The organism is Exiguobacterium sp. AT1b (assembly GCF_000023045.1).
In the GTDB taxonomy this organism is placed as follows: domain Bacteria; phylum Bacillota; class Bacilli; order Exiguobacteriales; family Exiguobacteriaceae; genus Exiguobacterium.
The window spans coordinates 2,443,023-2,461,468 of record NC_012673.1 but is presented as its reverse complement, the minus strand read 5'-3'; the positions used below and the strand labels follow the sequence as shown (position 1 = coordinate 2,461,468).

16 protein-coding genes are annotated in these 18,446 nt (G+C 48.0%); 6 read left to right on the top strand and 10 right to left on the bottom strand.

From position 1 onward, the window contains the following. Nucleotides 1–67 precede the first annotated feature (67 nt). The 6 genes from ybaK to EAT1B_RS12790 all read left to right on the top strand — a co-directional run bounded on the left by ybaK (nt 68) and on the right by EAT1B_RS12790 (nt 5,309). Nucleotides 68–532 (top strand): Cys-tRNA(Pro) deacylase, encoded by a 465-nt coding sequence (gene ybaK / locus EAT1B_RS12815; protein ID WP_015880978.1) that lies wholly within the window; start codon nt 68–70, stop codon nt 530–532. A gap of 19 nt (nt 533–551) precedes the next feature. Next, nucleotides 552–1,250 carry a CDP-diacylglycerol--serine O-phosphatidyltransferase gene (pssA, locus tag EAT1B_RS12810; protein ID WP_015880977.1) on the top strand — a complete coding sequence of 233 codons (699 nt, stop codon included), beginning with the start codon at nt 552–554 and terminating at the stop codon, nt 1,248–1,250. An 88-nt stretch (nt 1,251–1,338) separates the two neighbouring features. Further along, nucleotides 1,339–2,088 carry a carotenoid biosynthesis protein gene (locus EAT1B_RS12805; RefSeq protein WP_015880976.1) on the top strand — a complete coding sequence of 250 codons (750 nt, stop codon included), beginning with the start codon at nt 1,339–1,341 and terminating at the stop codon, nt 2,086–2,088. Next, on the top strand, nt 2,054–2,752 hold the full coding sequence (locus tag EAT1B_RS12800; protein WP_015880975.1) for a lysophospholipid acyltransferase family protein: 699 nt from the start codon (nt 2,054–2,056) through the stop codon (nt 2,750–2,752). The genes EAT1B_RS12805 and EAT1B_RS12800 overlap by 35 nt, the downstream gene beginning before the upstream one ends. Then, complete coding sequence (locus EAT1B_RS12795; protein ID WP_015880974.1) at nt 2,749–3,816, top strand: glycosyltransferase family 2 protein; 1,068 nt, start codon at nt 2,749–2,751, stop codon at nt 3,814–3,816. The genes EAT1B_RS12800 and EAT1B_RS12795 overlap by 4 nt, the downstream gene beginning before the upstream one ends. A gap of 26 nt (nt 3,817–3,842) precedes the next feature. Next, nucleotides 3,843–5,309 (top strand): NAD(P)/FAD-dependent oxidoreductase, encoded by a 1,467-nt coding sequence (locus EAT1B_RS12790; RefSeq protein ID WP_015880973.1) that lies wholly within the window; start codon nt 3,843–3,845, stop codon nt 5,307–5,309. Nucleotides 5,310–5,750: 441 nt separating this feature from the next. Here EAT1B_RS12790 and EAT1B_RS12785 read toward each other — a convergent pair whose 3' ends face one another. The 10 genes from EAT1B_RS12785 to EAT1B_RS12740 all read right to left on the bottom strand — a co-directional run bounded on the left by EAT1B_RS12785 (nt 5,751) and on the right by EAT1B_RS12740 (nt 18,347). Then, entirely contained in the window at nt 5,751–6,590 is an 840-nt protein-coding gene (locus tag EAT1B_RS12785; RefSeq protein WP_015880972.1) for a phytoene/squalene synthase family protein, read from the bottom strand. After that, nucleotides 6,559–8,037: an NAD(P)/FAD-dependent oxidoreductase gene (locus tag EAT1B_RS12780; RefSeq protein WP_015880971.1), complete on the bottom strand. Its 1,479-nt coding sequence runs from the start codon at nt 8,035–8,037 to the stop codon at nt 6,559–6,561. Before EAT1B_RS12780 ends, EAT1B_RS12785 begins: the two co-directional genes overlap by 32 nt. Next, nucleotides 8,034–9,527 carry an NAD(P)/FAD-dependent oxidoreductase gene (locus EAT1B_RS12775; protein WP_015880970.1) on the bottom strand — a complete coding sequence of 498 codons (1,494 nt, stop codon included), beginning with the start codon at nt 9,525–9,527 and terminating at the stop codon, nt 8,034–8,036. The genes EAT1B_RS12780 and EAT1B_RS12775 overlap by 4 nt, the downstream gene beginning before the upstream one ends. 69 nt (nt 9,528–9,596) lie before the next feature. Next, nucleotides 9,597–10,628 (bottom strand): trans-aconitate 2-methyltransferase, encoded by a 1,032-nt coding sequence (locus EAT1B_RS12770; RefSeq protein WP_015880969.1) that lies wholly within the window; start codon nt 10,626–10,628, stop codon nt 9,597–9,599. Nucleotides 10,629–10,728: 100 nt separating this feature from the next. Next, nucleotides 10,729–11,112, bottom strand: coding sequence for a YisL family protein (locus tag EAT1B_RS12765; protein WP_015880968.1), 384 nt, complete (start codon nt 11,110–11,112; stop codon nt 10,729–10,731). Between the two features lie 116 nt (nt 11,113–11,228). Beyond that, complete coding sequence (locus EAT1B_RS12760; protein WP_015880967.1) at nt 11,229–13,787, bottom strand: HAMP domain-containing sensor histidine kinase; 2,559 nt, start codon at nt 13,785–13,787, stop codon at nt 11,229–11,231. Beyond that, on the bottom strand, nt 13,784–14,146 hold the full coding sequence (locus EAT1B_RS12755; RefSeq protein ID WP_015880966.1) for a response regulator: 363 nt from the start codon (nt 14,144–14,146) through the stop codon (nt 13,784–13,786). The genes EAT1B_RS12760 and EAT1B_RS12755 overlap by 4 nt, the downstream gene beginning before the upstream one ends. Before the next feature lie 133 nt (nt 14,147–14,279). Then, nucleotides 14,280–16,151: an ABC transporter ATP-binding protein gene (locus EAT1B_RS12750; protein WP_015880965.1), complete on the bottom strand. Its 1,872-nt coding sequence runs from the start codon at nt 16,149–16,151 to the stop codon at nt 14,280–14,282. Next, nucleotides 16,148–17,872 (bottom strand): ABC transporter ATP-binding protein, encoded by a 1,725-nt coding sequence (locus EAT1B_RS12745; protein WP_015880964.1) that lies wholly within the window; start codon nt 17,870–17,872, stop codon nt 16,148–16,150. Before EAT1B_RS12745 ends, EAT1B_RS12750 begins: the two co-directional genes overlap by 4 nt. Then, complete coding sequence (locus tag EAT1B_RS12740; RefSeq protein ID WP_015880963.1) at nt 17,865–18,347, bottom strand: MarR family winged helix-turn-helix transcriptional regulator; 483 nt, start codon at nt 18,345–18,347, stop codon at nt 17,865–17,867. The genes EAT1B_RS12745 and EAT1B_RS12740 overlap by 8 nt, the downstream gene beginning before the upstream one ends. Nucleotides 18,348–18,446 lie beyond the last annotated feature (99 nt).

The window sequence follows — 18,446 nt, the reverse complement described above, 5'->3', positions numbered from 1 at the left end:
GTTCAATTGCCGGGAAGTTGGTTGATTTGCTATTCTAAAAGGAGTCGGTCACGAAAGGATGAGTCAGATGCAACTGACAAATGCCGCTCGGCAACTGAAACAGAAGAAGATTCCGTTCACTTATCATACGTACGAAGTGGATGAAACCGATGTCTCAGCCAAACATGTGGCGATGACATTGAATAAACCGCTCGACGAACTGTATAAAACGATTTGCCTCATGAACGAGAAAAAGCAATATGCCTTCTTTCTCATCTCTGGAGAGCGTGACATCGATTTAAAAGCAGCCGCAAAAGCATGGGGAGCGAAGAAAGCATCGCCAGTCCCGATGAAAGAGCTCGAGACATTGACCGGTTATATTCGAGGGGGGGTCTCGCCGATTGGGGCGAAGAAGTCGTTCCCTGTCTATCTGCACGAAGCAGCTCAAGACAGAGAAACGATTACCATCTCTGCCGGGAAACGTGGCTATCAAATCGAATTAACACCTGAAGATTTACTGCAATTTACAAACGGTCACTGGTTCAGCCAATGACCTTACTGGGGGCAAAATTATGTGGAAAGAACGCATCCGTTCGTGGGTCCCAAACTCCTTTACGTTCGGAAATTTATTTTGTGGTGTCGTCGCCATCGTCTACGCCGCTCGTGGTGACTTCTCGAACGCCACATTGTTGATCATCATCGCGATGATGCTCGACAGTTTGGACGGGCGCCTCGCCCGTATGCTCGGGGTCGCTGGCGATTTCGGAAAAGAATTGGACTCACTCGCTGACATCGTCACGTTCGGGGTCGCACCGGCGATGCTCGCTTATTACACCTTCTTTATTGATTACGGCAATTATGGATTGTTTTTTGCGGCACTCTTCCCATTATTCGGCGCCTATCGCCTGGCTCGCTTCAATTTATCTGCGACAAACGTTGCAGCGAGTTACTTCTCTGGTGTTCCGATTACGGCCGCCGGTGGACTTCTCGCTGTCATCACGACGTTCGGTGACCGCGTCAGCGAACTGTTGACACCGATTTTCTTCACAGGGCTCGCCCTGTTGATGGTCAGTCGTGTTCGCATCCCAAGTTTTAAAGATGTACCACTGCCACGTCACTCGTTCATCATTACTATCAGTCTCATCTATGTGACATATATGATGTTCGCCCGTTGGAAAGAATGGCCGACATTTTGGTTCATCGCCGTCCCGTTTTATGTCTTATTCATCGCCTTCTCGTTCGTGAAAAGACGAAAACGGATGGCAAATTGAGAGTCTCGTTCAGCGAGGCTCTTTTTTGTACATGCATTTGTTAGACGAAGACTTCGATGAGCTTTAGAATGAAAGAAGAGGTGATGGAATGAAAGTGTATCCGTTTATTTGGAAATGGTTTATTGTTTGGTATTTCATTGGGTTGATTTTAGTTGGATTCGACCTGCTTCCGCCTTGGCTAGAATGGGCAAACCCCGTCTTTTTATGGCTAGCCGGCGCGATTGGCGGAACGATTCTTTATCAAGGGATCCGGCAAGGTGCTTGGATTGTTCCGTTTATTTTCTTCGGTTCAATCGCCGTCGAGACTCTCGGTGTGAAAACAGGGTTCCCGTTCAGCGAATACGTCTACGCTGAGGCGTTCGGTCCGACAGTGTTTGGAGTCCCTGTCACTATCGGTGCGGCGTGGCTTGCCGTGATTGGATCTAGTTTTGCCGTGGCCCGTCTCTTCCCATTCCGCCACAATATTTTATGGCTCGTCCCAATTCTCGCCGTGTGGCTCGATATGGCAATCGATCCGGTGGCGGCAAACGTGAAAGGATACTGGGAATGGGCGAATGACGGCTTATATTATGATATCCCGACACAAAACTTTATCGGTTGGTTCGGGTTATCCCTTATTTTCTCATGGTTGTTACAGCGTCACGAACGAGCTGTTAATTCCTTGTTCATCCAGCACGGCGTCTATTTGTTCGTCATGCTTCACGCGCTCTTCGGTGTCACGGCTGTCAATGCCGGTCTCTATGGCATCGGGCTCCTCAGCATCCTCACATCCGGAGTGATTCTACTTGAAAGGAGAGGTCGCGATGATCGAGTCACACAAAAAGAAATGGTTCAATAACCTGTTCTCGACGTTCGTGCGAGAACGTCAAATACGTCCCACGTTCCATAACATTTATATTCGAACGGACGACGTTCCGACTCCCGGATTATTTTTAAGTACACATAGCGCGTGGTGGGACGGTCTCATCATGTATATGATCAATGAACACTTTTTACGGCACGATATTCATGTGTTGATGGACGAGGACGGACTACGTCGCTTCCCGTTCTTTCGACACCTCGGTGCTTTTTCGGTGAAAAAAGGTAGTCTCTCCGATGTACGGGCCTCCCTAGCTTATGCGAATGAATTGCTCACGTCCGGGAAATCCGTCTGGATGTTCCCTCAAGGACAAGAGATGCCGCAGGAACTTCGACCTGTCGAAATCGAGTCGGGCGCGACATTGTTGCTGAACGATCGGCCCGTCCAGTTATGCGCCATGTACTATTCGTTTGAGAACCATGCGGAACCCCTCGTATATGTCCGCTTTCGAACAGTAGTCGTGACATCGACGACACGACGAGCTCAAAAGCAGGAAATCGCGCAAGCACTTGAAGCGCTCTATGACGATGTGCGACAAGACGCCATCGTTCGGTCTGATGCCTATATCCCGCTCTTTCGACCACGTCGCAATCTTGCTGAATGGACAGAAACGATGTTCCGACTCGGGAGGGGACGCTCATGATCTTATGGATGCTCACCCTCTCGATGTTTATCTTTACCCTGATCAATCTTTTGTTCTTGAGACCGCTCGCCGAACCAGGACGCACACCGGCGACAGCCGTCTGCATCCCGATGCGCAATGAGTCGCGTCACGTCGATCGACTGATTTCGAATTTAAAGCAGGCGATACCGGAAGGGACTCACGTTTATATCTATGAGGACCGCTCCGAGGATGATACATATGAAAAATTGAATCGCGCAATCGGTAACGATACCCGATTTAGCGTCATCCAAGGCGTTCCTTTGCCTCATGACTGGGCCGGGAAAGTTCATGCCTGTCATCAACTCGCCTCACGCACGACTGAACCGTACCTGCTCTTTTTAGATGCGGACGTCACGATCGATTCAAGCTTTATCGCCCGCATGCATGCCACGCTCGCTCGAGAGCAGGCCGTTTTTTTATCAGGCTTCCCTCAATTTCCGACGTCCACATTTCTCGGGAAATTGTTGATTCCGATGCAACACGTGCTCATCGCTCAACATCTGCCTTTGTTTTGGCGTAAAGTGAAACACCCCGCATTTGCCGCGGCAAATGGCATGAACGTACTCGTCGAGCGGAGCAGCTACGAGGAAGTGGGCGGGCATGCTGCCATTCGAACGTCGTTAATCGATGATATCGATCTATGTCGAACGTTCAAACGTCATCAAAAAGTCACGTCACTCGTACAAGTCTCCCCGTTCATCACATGCGACATGTATGAAACGAATGAAGAAGTGTGGACCGGGTTTTCAAAGAACGTATTCAAGGGAATGAATGAATCAGTAGGACTCGCCTTGTACTTCATGACATATTACGGCGTCCAGTTGACGGCTATGCTCGCTTGGATCTTTTCACCGAGTTGGCAGACGATTAGCGCAGCTCTTTTCGTACTCCTCGCGCGTCTCGCTGTCGATTTGAAATCAAATGGAGCCGGTACATGGTACCATCCACTCAGTTTAATCGCTTACTTGACCTTACTCGGGAACGCCGTCATTCGTAAATGGAGACGGTTACCCATCACGTGGAAAGGTCGTCATTATTCCTAAGCAGACGTCTAAAGGGGGACAATTTTATGAAACAAATCGTAGTGATTGGAGCTGGACTCGGTGGACTCAGCGCCGCCGTCACACTCGCAGCACGAGGGTATGACGTCACGGTCATTGAAAAGAATGAACATGTCGGTGGCAAACTCATGCCCATCATCACCGACGGTCACCGGTTCGACTTCGGTCCGAATACAATCACGATGCCGGATGTATTTCGTTCGGTCATTCGAAATAGTGGGGCCAATCCAGATGACTATTTTGAGTTAATCAAGCTCGACCAACATACGGTCAACCACTACTCAGACGGCTCATCCTTCACGTTCAGTGCCGATCGGGCAAAGCTTGAGGTCGAAGTACGGCGTTTGACCGGTGACCAGTTGAAATACAATCAGATGCGTGCCTATCTGGATGAAGCGGAAAAGCTGTTCGAGATTGCGAATAAACGCTTCTTCACACAAATGGACACAAAGTTGGATCCCGGTCTTTGGGCGGACATGGTCAAAGTACATCCACTTCAAAGTTTGCACGCCCTTCACAAGAAATATTTCAAGGACCCGCGCATCATTCAGGCGCTCGACCGCTATGCGACGTACATTGGAAGCAGCCCGTACGTGACACCAGGCACGTTCGCCCTCATCGCACATTTGGAATTGAATGAAGGCGTCTATTTTGCGAAAGGCGGAAACTGGAATATCGCAAAAGGGTTCGCCAAACGGGCGAGCGAACTCGGCGTGACGTTCCATCTCGGTCATGAAGTGACAAAGATTGATGTGTTGAACGGAAAAGCACATGAGGTCGTCGTCGATGACCAGGAAGTCATCTCGTGTGATGCCGTTCTTCTCAACGGTGAACTCTTGACGCAATACCCACGACTCGTCGACGCAAATGACCGACCATCTTTCCCAGTCCCGACACGCGACACGGTCGAACCTTCCATTTCCGCATTCGTCATGATGGTCGGATTGTCCAAACGATTGAACCTGGCACACCATAATGTCTATTTCTCAGACGACTATGAACGGGAATTTAAAGCACTTTTCCAAGAAGAACGGTATGCGGACGAGCCGACAATCTATATTTCGAATTCCTCCGCCACCGATCCGTCGATGGGCGAGGCAGGAGACAACCTGTTCATCCTCGTCAATGCGCCGGCACATCTGACCGACATTGATGCAGACACATATGAGCATTTGATTCGCAGACGCTTACGAATGTTCGGTGTGGATTGGGAAGAAAAAGAGGTACTCTACCATAAACGGGTGACCCCACAAGATTTGACCCGTGATTTTTATGCGTACTATGGGGCACTTTATGGCACATCGGCCAACTCGAAAAAAGGAGCGTTTTTCCGTCCTGCACCGCGGTCGACAGACGTATCGAACATCTGGTTTGCTGGTGGTTCGACTCATCCTGGCGGTGGCAGTCCGATGGTGACGCTTTCAGGACAATTCGCTGCACGCTCGATGTTAGAGGACATACCTCTGACAATATGAACATTTTGTGAACGCGAGTTTCGACACTTGTCGACAATTGAAAGACGTGATAATATCATATTCGAGTTCAAGCAGTTCTGTAACGTTTGTTACACCTGTAGCGATCGAATGGCTTCCCCGAGCCTCATCGCGTTTTGAACTTGTCACACCCGAGAAAAAGTGATGAGCGAGTTTCCCCACTCGTATCCCGTAGTTGAGACAGCTTGCGTATGATGTTCCCCCTTAGTCCATCAAGCATCCTGTTTTGACGAAGATGTCCCAACTGATTCATTCCCCATGAATCCCGGCACATCTTTAGGGCTTCATCACAAACCGATTCATTCATTTCCCCGATGAATGAATCACATAACGCTTACGCCACTTTTGGTCCCCCGCCAAAAGTGGTTTTTTTTACGCAAAAAACTGTAGACGCCATCAAGCGTCTACAGGGAATCAGATTGCTTATAGTTTTGCCAACAACTTTCCTTTTTGTAAGGTCGATACGTATGCTCGCTTCGTGAAGACGTCATGTCGATTCGCACGTGCTGCATCAAGAATTCCTTCATAGAGAAGAGCTGCTGCCTGGACCGGCTTTCGACTCGCAAGTGGGTACAGATGATGGGTTTCCCGTGCCCGTGCATACAAGAACTCTGCTCGACTCGCCAAGGTCTCCCATAAATCGATAAAGACAGGGGTCACTTCTCGTTGTTGTAACATCTCTTCACTCACACCGTACTGACGCATCATCGTACGTGGTAAATAGATGCGGTCTCGATTCAAATCTTCACCGACATCTCGTAAAATGTTGGTCAGCTGCATCGCAATGCCAAGGTCGATGGCGCCTTGTCTTAGCTGACGTGTCGTCGCTTCGTCCTGATTTGGGACTAGAATCGGGAGGAGCATCAAGCCGACCGTACTCGCTGCATAATAGCTATACTGCTCGGTCTCTTCGAGCGTCTCATACCGCGACTTATGTAAGTCCCATTTCATCCCTTCCGCCAACTCAAAGAATGGTTCGACGTCCATGTCATAGCGTTTCCATACATCACGAAGGGCAACCCATAATGCTTCATCTAGGTCGTAACCGGCTAAAAAGCGGTCGAAGTCATGCAAAAATACTGCCAAACTCTCTTCTGGACGGTCTGATTCATCGACCGCATCATCGAGAGTGCGACAGAACGTATATACGGCCATGACTGCTTGCCGGTCTGGTTTTGAGAGCAAAGAGAAGGCCCGATAAAAGGTCAACGAGCCCTTCTTCATGATTTCCTCACATTGACGATACGCTTCTTGTGTCGTCACGATGCATTGCCCCCATTTCTTCTTCCATTTTTTTCACAAGTAATTGTGACCCAATCATGACGATGGGTACGCCACCACATGGATGGACGGATGCACCCACCGCATAAAGACGTTCGATTTTTGGGAAGGGTCTCGCCTGTGGTTTGAAGGCGGCTGACTGGGATAACTTTGGTGCAATCCCAAAACTTCCTCCCTCAAACAATCCGAATCGCTCAGCATCCATCGGTGTCCGTACTTTCATCTCGATGACACGTTCACGAAAATCAGGTATGAATGCCTCGATTCTTTCTAATAGATGTTCGATTGTCCCTTGTGACTCAAAGTCTTCCCGTTCCAATTTTCGCGGAACCGGGACAAGAACATATAATACGCTCGTTCCTTCTGGCGCAAGAGTCGCATCCATTCGCGATGGATTAAAGGTGTACATCGCTGGATACTCACTTAGTTTACCATCCTCGAAGATTGTACGCATCGATCCTTCAAAATCATTCGGTAAATCGAATTGATGAACCGGTAAATCAAGTTCGCCATTGACGGTGAAGTAAAGAAGTAACGTACCGCTTGACGGTTCATACGTTTTTGGCGTCACATCATCAATCAAGCGCTCCATGAGTGGAAAATCCCCGTTCACGACGACGGCATCATACGGTACATATTCGTCATTGACCGTGATGCCATCGGCCACCCCATCCGTCACATGGACACGATTAACGGTAGCATTCATCACGAAACGAACACCTCGACGCTTCAACTCTTGTTCCATTTTCGTCGCTAGCGAGAAATATCCTCCTTTTACATACCAGACTCCTTCTTCTTGTTCACGATAAGGGATGAGTCCATATAAAGAAGGCGTGGCATAAGGATTTCCACCGATATAGAGGGTCTGCAAACTATAGGCGACACGTAAACGCTCGTCTTTAAAGAAGCGTTTCATGTTCGCATGAGCCGTCTCATATGCTTTTAACCGCATGAGAAGGAGAAGCAGTTTAGGCTCGAATAACTCCGTCTTCGAGGCATAGCTACGATCTAAAAACGTATCGAAGCCAATCCGATACTCTTCTTTCTTTTGGGACATGTACTGACGGAAAGCATCTCCTTCACCGAAAGCTCGTTCGATTTCTTCCGCCTGTTTCTCGATTTCTCGATATTTAAAGAACGATGTTCCGTCTTGATACCGCAAGCGATAAAGCGGATTGACTTCAATCAACTCTACTTCATGTTCAGGAAGACCCGCCTCGATCAATTGTTGCTTCAGTTTACTCGGCAATAAGACGATCGTTGGACCTTCATCGACTTTCGCCCCATTATCGAATTCAACGTAGTTCAAGCGTCCACCAACCCGTGCCTCTTTCTCATAAATCGTGAGTTGAAGTGACGGGTTGCGTTTCGTCAATAAAAGAGCGGCATATAATGTACCGACCCCTGCCCCGACAAAGCTAATATTCATCGGCCGACACCTGCCCGGTCACGCAAAAGGTTCGTCGTGATCCGTGCTGATTCAAAGATGGTCGGAAGCCCACTTCCTGGGTGGGTCCCACCTCCGACGAGCCAGACGTTGTCGAGCTCTTCGAATTGGTTGTGCGGACGGAAGTACATCATCTGCGATAAGTTGTGCCCTAGATTGAACGTTGCACCTTCATATACACCGAACGCTTCCCAATCCTCAGGTGTCAATGCTTCCATCACCTCGATGTGTTGACGAATGTTCCGGTACGGGGAACGTGTCTCAAGCGCATCAAGAACGCGCTCTGTCATGGTCGCTTGTAACGTCTCCCATGGAAGGCCAGATAAATTGTTCGGTACCGGTACGAGAACATAAAGCGATGACTTGCCAGGAGGCGCAAGTGTCGGGTCGATACGTGAGGCATTCTGTACATAAAACGAGAAGTCCTCACTCAATTTCAACTCTTGTGTCATCTCTTTAACATTCAATTCATAATCGTCCGCGAAGTGAATCGAGTGATGCGCCACATCCTCGTAGACGTGATCGAGCCCGAGATAAAGCATAAATGTCGAGCACGAGTAACGTTTCTTCTTGAGTTGAGTCGGACTCCACTTCGATAGTTTACCGTCTGGAACGAGCGACGTCATCGCATGTGCGAAATCCGCACCAATCACAACTTCATCAAACGCATAATGGACACTTCCGGACACGAGACCCGTCACGTTCCGACCATCCATGAGAAGACGTTCTACCGGTTCGCCTAAACGAATGACGCCTCCCTCTTCTTCAATCACTTTCGCCATCGCATGACACAGCTGGTTCACTCCGCCGATCGGGTGATGCACTCCGTAGGCGTGTTCCATGTAAGATAAGATGGAGAATCCACCCGGACATTCCCAGGCGGACATCCCTAAATATTTGGCCTGGAACGTGAACGCATACTTCAGCTCTTCGCTCGTGAAGTACTCGGACAAGACGTCATAAAGCGATTTACCGATTGAGAGAAACGGTAGCGCCTTAAGTACGCGCAACGAGACATAGTCAGTGAGCTTGTCATGTGCGGTCTGAAGCACAGGCATCAATTTAGACAGTTTGATCGCCTGTTCACTCATGAACCGCTCGTAGCCTTCCCCATTCCCAGGAAATTGTTCTTCGATGGCACGATACATCTGATCACGATCTGTTGTCATCGAGAGTTGACGCGTCCCACGGTCAAAGTACAAATCATACATCGGCTCCAATTGTTTCATCTCGACATAATCATGCAGATTACGTCCCGTCTCTTCAAAAATTTCTTCTAAAATATACGGCATATTCAAAAACGTAGGTCCTCGGTCGAACGCAAACTCGCCTACTTCTAAGCGTGACGTTCTGCCGCCTACAAACGGTTGTTTCTCAAATACGGTGACGTCTACCCCGCGATGCGCCAGTAGCATCGCAGCAGCCAATCCACCGGGTCCTGCCCCAATAACGGCAACTCTTTGTTTCGACACACTCAACAACTCCCTATGTGAATAGTCTCTTATGCTTCTCTATCATTATAGGAATGACGGGAGACAAGTTCAATTTTGAATCGGTTGATTGAGCAGATTCGTCTTTCCTCGCTCGGCGATGACGATATACCAAGAACCTTCGGGAATGAATGGGATGAAGCGGATTTGTTCAAAACCGACTTCTTGCATCTGCCGGCGCAATTGTGGAATGGTCGGAAGCGGGTACAGATTATCGTGGAGTGTCATGAATGCATTGAACGCAGAAGCGAATCGTCCACCGAGCGCTGTTTCGGCGAGCGGCGTCACGAGAATGGCGACCCCCTTCTCTTCTAATCGTTCCCGTAGTCTCCCAAGCAACTTGACCCGCTCTTCCGGCGAGAAATAATACAGCATATTGTTCATCATCACCGCATCGAATTGCTCGTCTGTTTCCCAGTTCATGAAGTCGGCGACCTCGAAATGAATGTCACCACTCTCGTCTCGTGATTGTGCCTCTTCGATTACCTCTTCCTCTAAATCGATGCCCGTCAGTTCCCAACTCGGTTCGAGCGCTTGTAATTTACGTAAGTAGCCGCCGTGCCCACATCCAATATCGAGCATCGATTCGACATTTGCCTGTCGTAACAATTGTTGAACAATCGGAAATGCGACCGTTTCGACGAGTGTCGACGTCTTCGCGACGACTTGACCGTGTTCAGCCCCATCAAATGTCTTTTGCTTCCCAGACTCTAAAAACTCCGGATAAGCGATTAACGCTGGGATATGAAGCTCCATCATCTCTTGAAGCATGAACCCAATACTCCGTTCATCGTTACCGGATAATTGATATTTCAATCCACGCGTCGGATAGTAGCGCCAACCTCTCTTCTTCAAATGACGAACGGCGACCCCGACTTCTAACCAACGCTCTAGTGCAAGTTGTGTCAATGGGCGCTTTAGACGTAAATTCATCTCCGCCATGCTCGCGCCACCTTGAAGCGCATCGAATAGTCCAAACTTATACCCGATATAGCCGTGCCATAGGGGTAAAAATGATTCTGTTTGTTTCATCCATTTTCGTGCATGTAAAACTCGTGTCCATTCCATCATCTGCTGATCCATCGTTTCACCTCATCGTCATAATTACTGATTTTTTTATTTTCCCCTAATAATTTGTGTACAAACAAAAAATTCCCACTTCGGTGTGCGAAGTGGGAACGTCTTATTGAATAAAGCTGTTGAAGAAAGATTGTCCGTAAGGCAATGCATAGCCGATGAAAATCGTAATGAGTGCCAAGACGATAAATCCGCCAAATAGTCCGTTCGACGGTTTTTTCTTTTTGACTTTGACGAGCGTCATCTCACCGAAGATCAATGTCAATAAACCGACCGTGATTTTCACGTGATAGAACGTCCCGCCACCATTCAACTGAAGGTAGAGATAAAGTCCTGTTCCGAATGCGATGAGTAACATGAGTCGAAACGCCATATGTGCGATCTTTCCACTCTTGTTGCCGTTCTTATAACCAATGTAGGCCACGGCAAACAAAATAAGTAACAAAATCCAGCTCGTGACGTGCGTGTGCAAGAATGCAATCAGTGGCATTCTAATGCCCCCCTTTATGATGTTGTACAGTCTTCATTGTACACGAACTCTCTCCCGATTGGTCAAGCGAACGATTCCCTAAAAAAATGAGCCATCCTCAAGGGATGGCCCATACATTATACAGGAGTCGTCTCTGCCTCTTGGACAGCATACTCATAGCTTGGAATTTCAACGATGAACGTCGAGCCCTCATGCTGAATCGATTCCACATGGATCTGACCGTTGTGACCACGGACGATTTCTTGACAAATCGGTAATCCGAGCCCCGTACCGCCGATTTCACGACTGTCGGAGTTGTCGACACGATAAAACTTATCGAATAAGCGATCGAGCGCGTCGCTTGGAATCCCGATTCCCTCGTCCTTCACTTTAATGGACACGATTTGCTCGTGATGCGCAAGTTCGACCGTGATTTTTCCACCCCGTGGAGAATACTTCACAGCGTTCGACAATAGATTACTCATCAGCTGTTTGAACTTCTGGCAATCGACGAACAATTCATAAGGACGTGCATCATCTGCAATCAATTCGAATTCATGTTTTAATGACGATGCCTCATAGAACGTCAACATGTCTCGGACGACCGGTTCGATATCAAGCTGTTCCCGGTCATACATTTGACTACCAGATTCCATTCGCTGCACATCGAGGAAGTCGTTGACGAGATGTGTCAGACGCTCCGTCTCGGAGTGAATGGTCTCCAAGTATTTAGCTTGTTTTTCATTCGGCAACTGTTTCTTGACCATCAGTTCAGTGAATCCATAGATGGACGAGAGCGGCGTACGCAATTCATGCGAAATCGTTGAGATAAACTCACTCTTCAATCGCTCCGCTTCTGTTTCACTCGTGATATCACGGAAGACGAGAAGCGTACCTTTCGATAGACCACCGACAATGATGCGTTCTGCATACATCTGCAAGTTCATTTCGCCTTTACGGATCGAGAAGCTGACACTGTCATGCGGGAAATCTTCGGTGAATAGGCGATTCGTATACTTTGTGAAGTCCTCCGCTTGATCGACCGTTTCAACAAGACGATTCCGCCATTCTTCCCACGTTTCTTCTTCAAGGTCTTGTGAACTGACGTCACTTAACTCAGGGAACATCTCATAGAGTGGACGGTTGACGAACACGTCATTCGTCGAGTGGTCGATGTAGACGACCGCTTCTCGAATCGAATCGAGAATTCGCTCCGTCTTTCCTTTCTCCCGTTTCATCTCTTCAAATAGACGCATCCGTAAGAGAGAAAGCGAGAGCTGACGAGCGAATGACATGATGTCGCCCATCTGGGTTTGGGTGAAACGATCTTTGTATCGGACCAGATAGATGAAGGCAATGATTGAATCATCTGTCGGGTCATGGACCGGTACCGCCGTCTCAAACATATAGTACGGATACGGGAGCGGATGGTCGCTCGCGACTTGTTTCGACGAGTGTACCGTCGTCTTCAATGTCATTGCGCGCGTCAATACGGAATTTTCGCTATCGAGCAACTGACGAGACAACGTGTCGTTCAAGCCGTGGCTCGTCACGCGATACGTGCCGGACTCATCCACAAACACGAGTGCACCGACCTCTGAATCTGTAATCGTGACCAGTTTCTCGATGATTTCCGGATAGGCCGTAAGCGAATCGCGTGATGCTAACGTCTCCGTCAATTCATTCCGATACGCGAGGTGTTGCTCGTTTTGTTGCGTCTGTTCTAAAATTTCTTCTAGTTCTTGTTGCTGTGCCTGCAACTCTTCTTGTTGTGCAATCAATTCTTCTTGTTGCGCCTGTAGTTCGTGGTTCTTCTCAATCAAATGACGTTCGTTGTCACGAAGTGTCTCAGCCATCTTATGGAACGATCGAGACATCGTCCCAATCTCATCTTCTCGTTTCATCTGATCGCTCAAATCAACGATTTCCCCTTTTAACAAGCGGTTCGATGCGATGGAAAGTCGTGAAATCAAACGTGTTTGACGGCGTAGGAACGGCTGGACAAACAATAAGATTAATACGGCGAACGAGGCGATGCTCATGATCCACAAGAATTGAAGCATATTGTTGTTCTGTCGCCATTCTATATAGACTTTCTCTTTTTCAGATGCCATCAATTTACGATATTCCCCGAGCGCAGACTCTACCTCATCAATCGGTCCGAGGATGTCGATTCCGCGTTGCGGATTAAATTGGACAAGCCCTTGATCAATCAGGCGCTGAGCCGTCGGCAACTCGGCAATCGTTTGGGCATCGATAAACGTCTCTGTGACTTCCCCATCTTGTTGGGCTTGGGCATATTCATACGTCACCGGAATAATCACATCATAGTAAAAGTCGTGGAATTGCTGAAGATCTTCTGCGAACAGCTCACCTTGACGCGTCTGGACTTGTGTTTTGAACCAATTGATTTCTTGTTGAAATTTCGCCTCGTTCGCACTTGAACGTTCGAGCGACGCGGTGTCACCGAACAAGAGATAGCCTCGTGTATCATATTGGTCAGCCTGCCACTCATCCCAAAGCGTAGTCAAACGGTTAACGCGTTCGTCTAACTGACGTAATCTCGCTTCATTCGCCTCTAAGCGGTTCTCGATGTAGACATATGTCAATGCCGATCCGACCAACGCAATGACGAGGAAGGAATAAAGGACGACCATGATGTCGCGTCCGAGTTTTTGTTTAAACCACCTTTTCACTTCACGATGCCTCCTATGATTTTGACGAGTTCAAGTGGGCTGAACGGTTTAGAAATGAAGTAGTCGACACCAATCTCGTTCGCGCAATCACGGTCAGATTGTTGGCTTTTCGCCGTCAACATCATCACTTTCGTCTCTTGCCGCCCTGGTAACTTCCGTACTTTTTCAATCACTTCAAGCCCTGTCATGCCGGGCATCATATGATCCACAATGACCAAATCATATTCATTTTCTTCAATCAATCGATAGGCCTCAATTCCATCTTGTGCCTCGTCGATGTCATATCCTTCATCTTCTAATGTATCCATAACAAGCATGCGTAGCACTTCTTCGTCTTCCGCAAGTAAGATTTTAACCATAATTGTTCCTCCATTTTTTATCCCATTTTTTTATTTTAACGGATTTGTAATTGTTACACAAAATAAAAAGACGTACGAAACTCATCTCGTACGTCTTTTGCCTAATCACATTGCCCCAAAACCTGTATTCCGATTATACAACTTCTTTTTCAGCGAACTGACTATTGTAAAGTTCTTCATAAAAACCACCCGCTTCAAGAAGCGATTCATGCGTTCCTTGCTCAATGACTCGTCCTTGGTCCATGACCACAATCAAGTCTGCATCTTTGATGGTCGATAAACGGTGAGCGATGACGAAACTCGTCCGCCCATTCATCAACCGCTTCATCGCTTGTTGAATCAAAATCTCAGTACGCGTATCCACACTCGACGTCGCCTCGTCCAAAATCATAATCGGTGGATTTGCGAGAACCGCTCGCGCGATGGTCAGTAATTGTTTTTGCCCTTGCGAAATGTTATTGGCCTCTTCATTCAACACGGTGTCATATCCGTCAGGCAACGTTCGAATGAATGCATCCGCGTGCGCTGTTTTCGCCGCGTTGACGATTTCCGTCTCCGTCGCACCTGTTTTCCCATAGGCGATATTGTCGCGAATCGTTCCATTAAAGAGCCACGTATCTTGTAAAACCATTCCGAACGTATGACGCAAATCTTGTCTCGACATTTTACGCGAGTCTTTTCCATCGATTAAAATTTCTCCCCCGTTCAACTCATAGAAGCGCATCAGGAGATTAATCAATGTCGTTTTGCCAGCGCCTGTCGGACCGACGATGGCCACCGTTTGGCCCGTCAACACATCGAGGTTCATATCTTGAATGAGTAGGTCGTCACCGTATCCGAAGTCGACATGACGGAACGTGACATTTCCTTCGGCACGTTCTAATTGATAGGTCGTCACATCTTTCACTTCTTCTTCTTCATCCAAAAGTTCAAATACACGTTCCGCCGCGGCAACTGTCGATTGGACGATGTTCGCGATATTCGCCGTCTGGGTGATCGGTTGGGTGAACTGACGAGTATAGGTGATAAACGCCTGGATATCCCCGATCGAGATGCTGCGCTGCGTGACCAAAATACCGCCGACCACACTAATCAACACATAGCTGATGTTCCCGATGAACATCGTCATCGGCATGATGATCCCAGAAATAAATTGTGCTTTCCGTCCTGCATCGTAAAGTTCCTCATTCACATCGTCAAACTCGCGCACGGCTGTCTCTTCCCGACCAAACGCTTTGACGACCGCGTGCCCTGTATACATTTCTTCCACATGGCCGTTCAGTCGCCCGAGGTGACGCTGTTGATCGGAAAAGTACTGTTGCGACCGTTTCAAAATCGGACGAATCGCAAAAATCGTGAGCGGAAGGGACACAAGAGAGATGACCGTCAACAGAGGACTGATCGACAGCATCATAATTAAAATCCCAACGATAGTGACGATGGAAGTAATGAAAGACGTGACACTCTGTTGAAGCGTACTCCCAATCAAGTCGATGTCGTTCGTCACCCGACTCAATGTCTCCCCGTTCGAGCGTCCGTCATAATATTTGAGCGGAAGTCGTTCTAACTTTTTGTTCACGTCTTCGCGCAAATCATAGACCGTTTTTTGGGCAACACCGGACATCAAATACTGTTGCACGTAGTTGAATAGACTACTGATGACGTAAAGACCCGCGAGGAGCGATAAAATTTGTCCGATCCTCGTGAAATCAATCTCCGCGCCCGGTACTCCCGTAAATTTCGCATACGCCCCTTCAAACAGTTCGGTGATGGCGATTCCCATGATTTTTGGACCGGCAATCATAAAGATCGTACTTAAAATCGCCGCGACGAACACAGCAATCAATGTGTTTCGACGTGGTTTCAAATAGGCAAGTAGACGACGGAACGTGACTTTGAATGCTTTTGGCTTTTCGCCCATCATCATCATATTTCCACCGCCTGGACCTCCTGGACCACCGTGTCCCCCATGAGTTTGTCGCGTGTTTGCTTGTTTCTCACTCATGCGATTTCCTCCTCAGACAATTGCGATTTCACGATTTCTTGATAGACCGCATTCGTCGCAAATAATTCTTCGTGTGTCCCGATTCCTGCAACGGCTCCTTCTTCTAGAACGATGATTCGATCGGCGTCCATGATCGTACTGACACGTTGCGCAACAATCAGTACCGTCGCATCTTTCGTCTCTTCTTTCAATGCTTTGCGAAGAGCGGCATCCGTTTTAAAATCAAGTGCCGAGAAACTATCGTCGAACACATATAAATCCGGTTTTCGAACGAGTGCTCGCGCAATCGACAGACGTTGTTTTTGACCACCCGACACGTTTGACCCACCTTGTTCGATCACAGCCTCATATCTGTCTGGCATTTTCTCGATAAAGTCATTTGCCTGCGCGATGGAGGCGGCATGAGCGACCTCTTCCGCTGTTGCATCGGCCTTCCCATATCGAATGTTCTCCGCAATCGTACCTGTGAAGAGCAACGCTTTTTGAGGAACGAACCCAATCTTCGAACGAAGTTCTTCTTGAGGGACCGCTTGAACATCGACACCGTTCACACGAATTGTCCCAGACGTCACGTCGTAAAATCTTGGAATCAAATTGACGAGTGTCGATTTACCAGACCCCGTACCTCCAATCACCGCTGTGACCTCCCCTGGTTTCGCCGAAAAACTCACATTGGATAATGCTGGTTCTTCAGCCCCCGGATAAAAGAAAGTGACGTGATCAAACTCGAGTGTCCCTTTCTCGACGTCCGCGGTCTTTGTCCCGTCATCAATCAGTGAGGGGGTCATCTCGAGCACCTCGTTGATCCGGTTGGCAGACACTGAGGCCCGAGGAACCATGATGAACATGACTGAGGCCATGACGAGTGCGAACATGATTTGCATGACGTATTGAATGAACGCCATTAAATCTCCGATTTGCATCGCACCGTTATCAATCCGAATCCCTCCGAACCAAATGACACCGACGACGGTCAAGTTCATCACGAGCATCATGACCGGCATGAGGAACGCCATGATTTGGTTCACTTTGATTGAGACGTCCGTCAACCGTTCATTCGCCTCCGTCAATCGAACCTGTTCTTCTTTTTCACGGTTAAATGCCCGAATGACACGGATGCCCGTCAAATTTTCTCGGAGAACAAGATTGAGTCGATCCAATCGCTTCTGTACCTTTTTAAACAACGGCATCGCCTTCCAAAAAATGAGGAAAATCGAGAGGACGAGTACCGGCATGGCGGCAACAATGACAAGAGACAACTTTGCGTCCTTCGAGGTCGCCATGATCAATCCACCGACAAACATGATTGGCGCACTCACGACCATCCGTAGCATCATGATGATGACTTGCTGGACTTGCGTGATGTCGTTTGTCGTCCGGGTGATGAGTGAAGCCGTCCCGACACGATCGAACTCTTCAAGTGAGAAACGTTCCACATGATTGAACACGCGTCTTCGCAAATCACGACCAAACCCCATCGCCGCCTTTGAAGAATAAAAGCTGGCTACAACGGCAGCAAGGGCTCCAAGTCCCGTGACACATAGCATGATTCCGCCCATTCGCCAAATGTAGCCGGTATCGCCCGTCACGACCCCATTATCGATAATGTCCGCCATCAACGTCGGTAAAAATAAATCTGCTAACGACTGCGCGAACACAAACAATAAAACTATCAGAACAGCCCACTTATAAGTAACGAGACGTTTCAATAACTTAATCATGTCGAAACACTCCTTCACAATCTGTGAGCCCTTCATTCAATCCATCCGCAATATGTTGATGGGCTGTAATCATATGATGATACGTATCCTCATCGAGACGAGACAAAATTTGATTCAATTGATATTCCGTCCCTTCTTCTTGTCGCTCAATCTCCTCAATCAAGCGTTTACCTGATTGGTCAATCGTCAACACAACTTCTCGCCGATTATCCGGGTTGATATCCCGACGAATCAATCCTTTCTCCACGAGACCATCTAACGATTGACTTAACGTGCTCTTTGGCATTCTCGTTCGCTGAACCAGTTCCTTTTGCGTAATCGCACCCTGTTCATTCAACATCATCAGACCGTGCAGTTGAGGTAATGTGAGATCGTTTTGTTGCGCCGTCTGATGCATGAGACGAATCAGGACACGCTGCACACGCCAAAATGATTGCATCATCTCCCGTGCTCGATTTGTATTTGTCTCGGTCATCCTCATTCACTCCTTTATCGTTCCGTATCGAATTGTTCTATATGGAACAATTCTTTATATAAAATAAATTACTCCTCTCCAACTTGATTGTCAACGAAA

Bases quoted from the DNA above. Each gene is read 5' to 3' on its own strand.
- EAT1B_RS12755 (WP_015880966.1), bottom strand. From the start codon at position 14,146: ATGGTTAAAATCTTACTTGCGGAAGACGAAGAAGTGCTACGCATGCTT.
- EAT1B_RS12780 (WP_015880971.1), bottom strand. From the start codon at position 8,037: ATGAATATTAGCTTTGTCGGGGCAGGGGTCGGTACATTATATGCCGCT.
- EAT1B_RS12795 (WP_015880974.1), top strand. From the start codon at position 2,749: ATGATCTTATGGATGCTCACCCTCTCGATGTTTATCTTTACCCTGATC.
- EAT1B_RS12745 (WP_015880964.1), bottom strand. From the start codon at position 17,872: ATGATTAAGTTATTGAAACGTCTCGTTACTTATAAGTGGGCTGTTCTG.
- EAT1B_RS12750 (WP_015880965.1), bottom strand. From the start codon at position 16,151: ATGAGTGAGAAACAAGCAAACACGCGACAAACTCATGGGGGACACGGT.
- EAT1B_RS12765 (WP_015880968.1), bottom strand. From the start codon at position 11,112: ATGCCACTGATTGCATTCTTGCACACGCACGTCACGAGCTGGATTTTG.
- EAT1B_RS12790 (WP_015880973.1), top strand. From the start codon at position 3,843: ATGAAACAAATCGTAGTGATTGGAGCTGGACTCGGTGGACTCAGCGCC.
- EAT1B_RS12740 (WP_015880963.1), bottom strand. From the start codon at position 18,347: ATGACCGAGACAAATACAAATCGAGCACGGGAGATGATGCAATCATTT.
- EAT1B_RS12800 (WP_015880975.1), top strand. From the start codon at position 2,054: ATGATCGAGTCACACAAAAAGAAATGGTTCAATAACCTGTTCTCGACG.
- EAT1B_RS12770 (WP_015880969.1), bottom strand. From the start codon at position 10,628: ATGGATCAGCAGATGATGGAATGGACACGAGTTTTACATGCACGAAAA.
- EAT1B_RS12805 (WP_015880976.1), top strand. From the start codon at position 1,339: ATGAAAGTGTATCCGTTTATTTGGAAATGGTTTATTGTTTGGTATTTC.
- ybaK (WP_015880978.1), top strand. From the start codon at position 68: ATGCAACTGACAAATGCCGCTCGGCAACTGAAACAGAAGAAGATTCCG.
- pssA (WP_015880977.1), top strand. From the start codon at position 552: ATGTGGAAAGAACGCATCCGTTCGTGGGTCCCAAACTCCTTTACGTTC.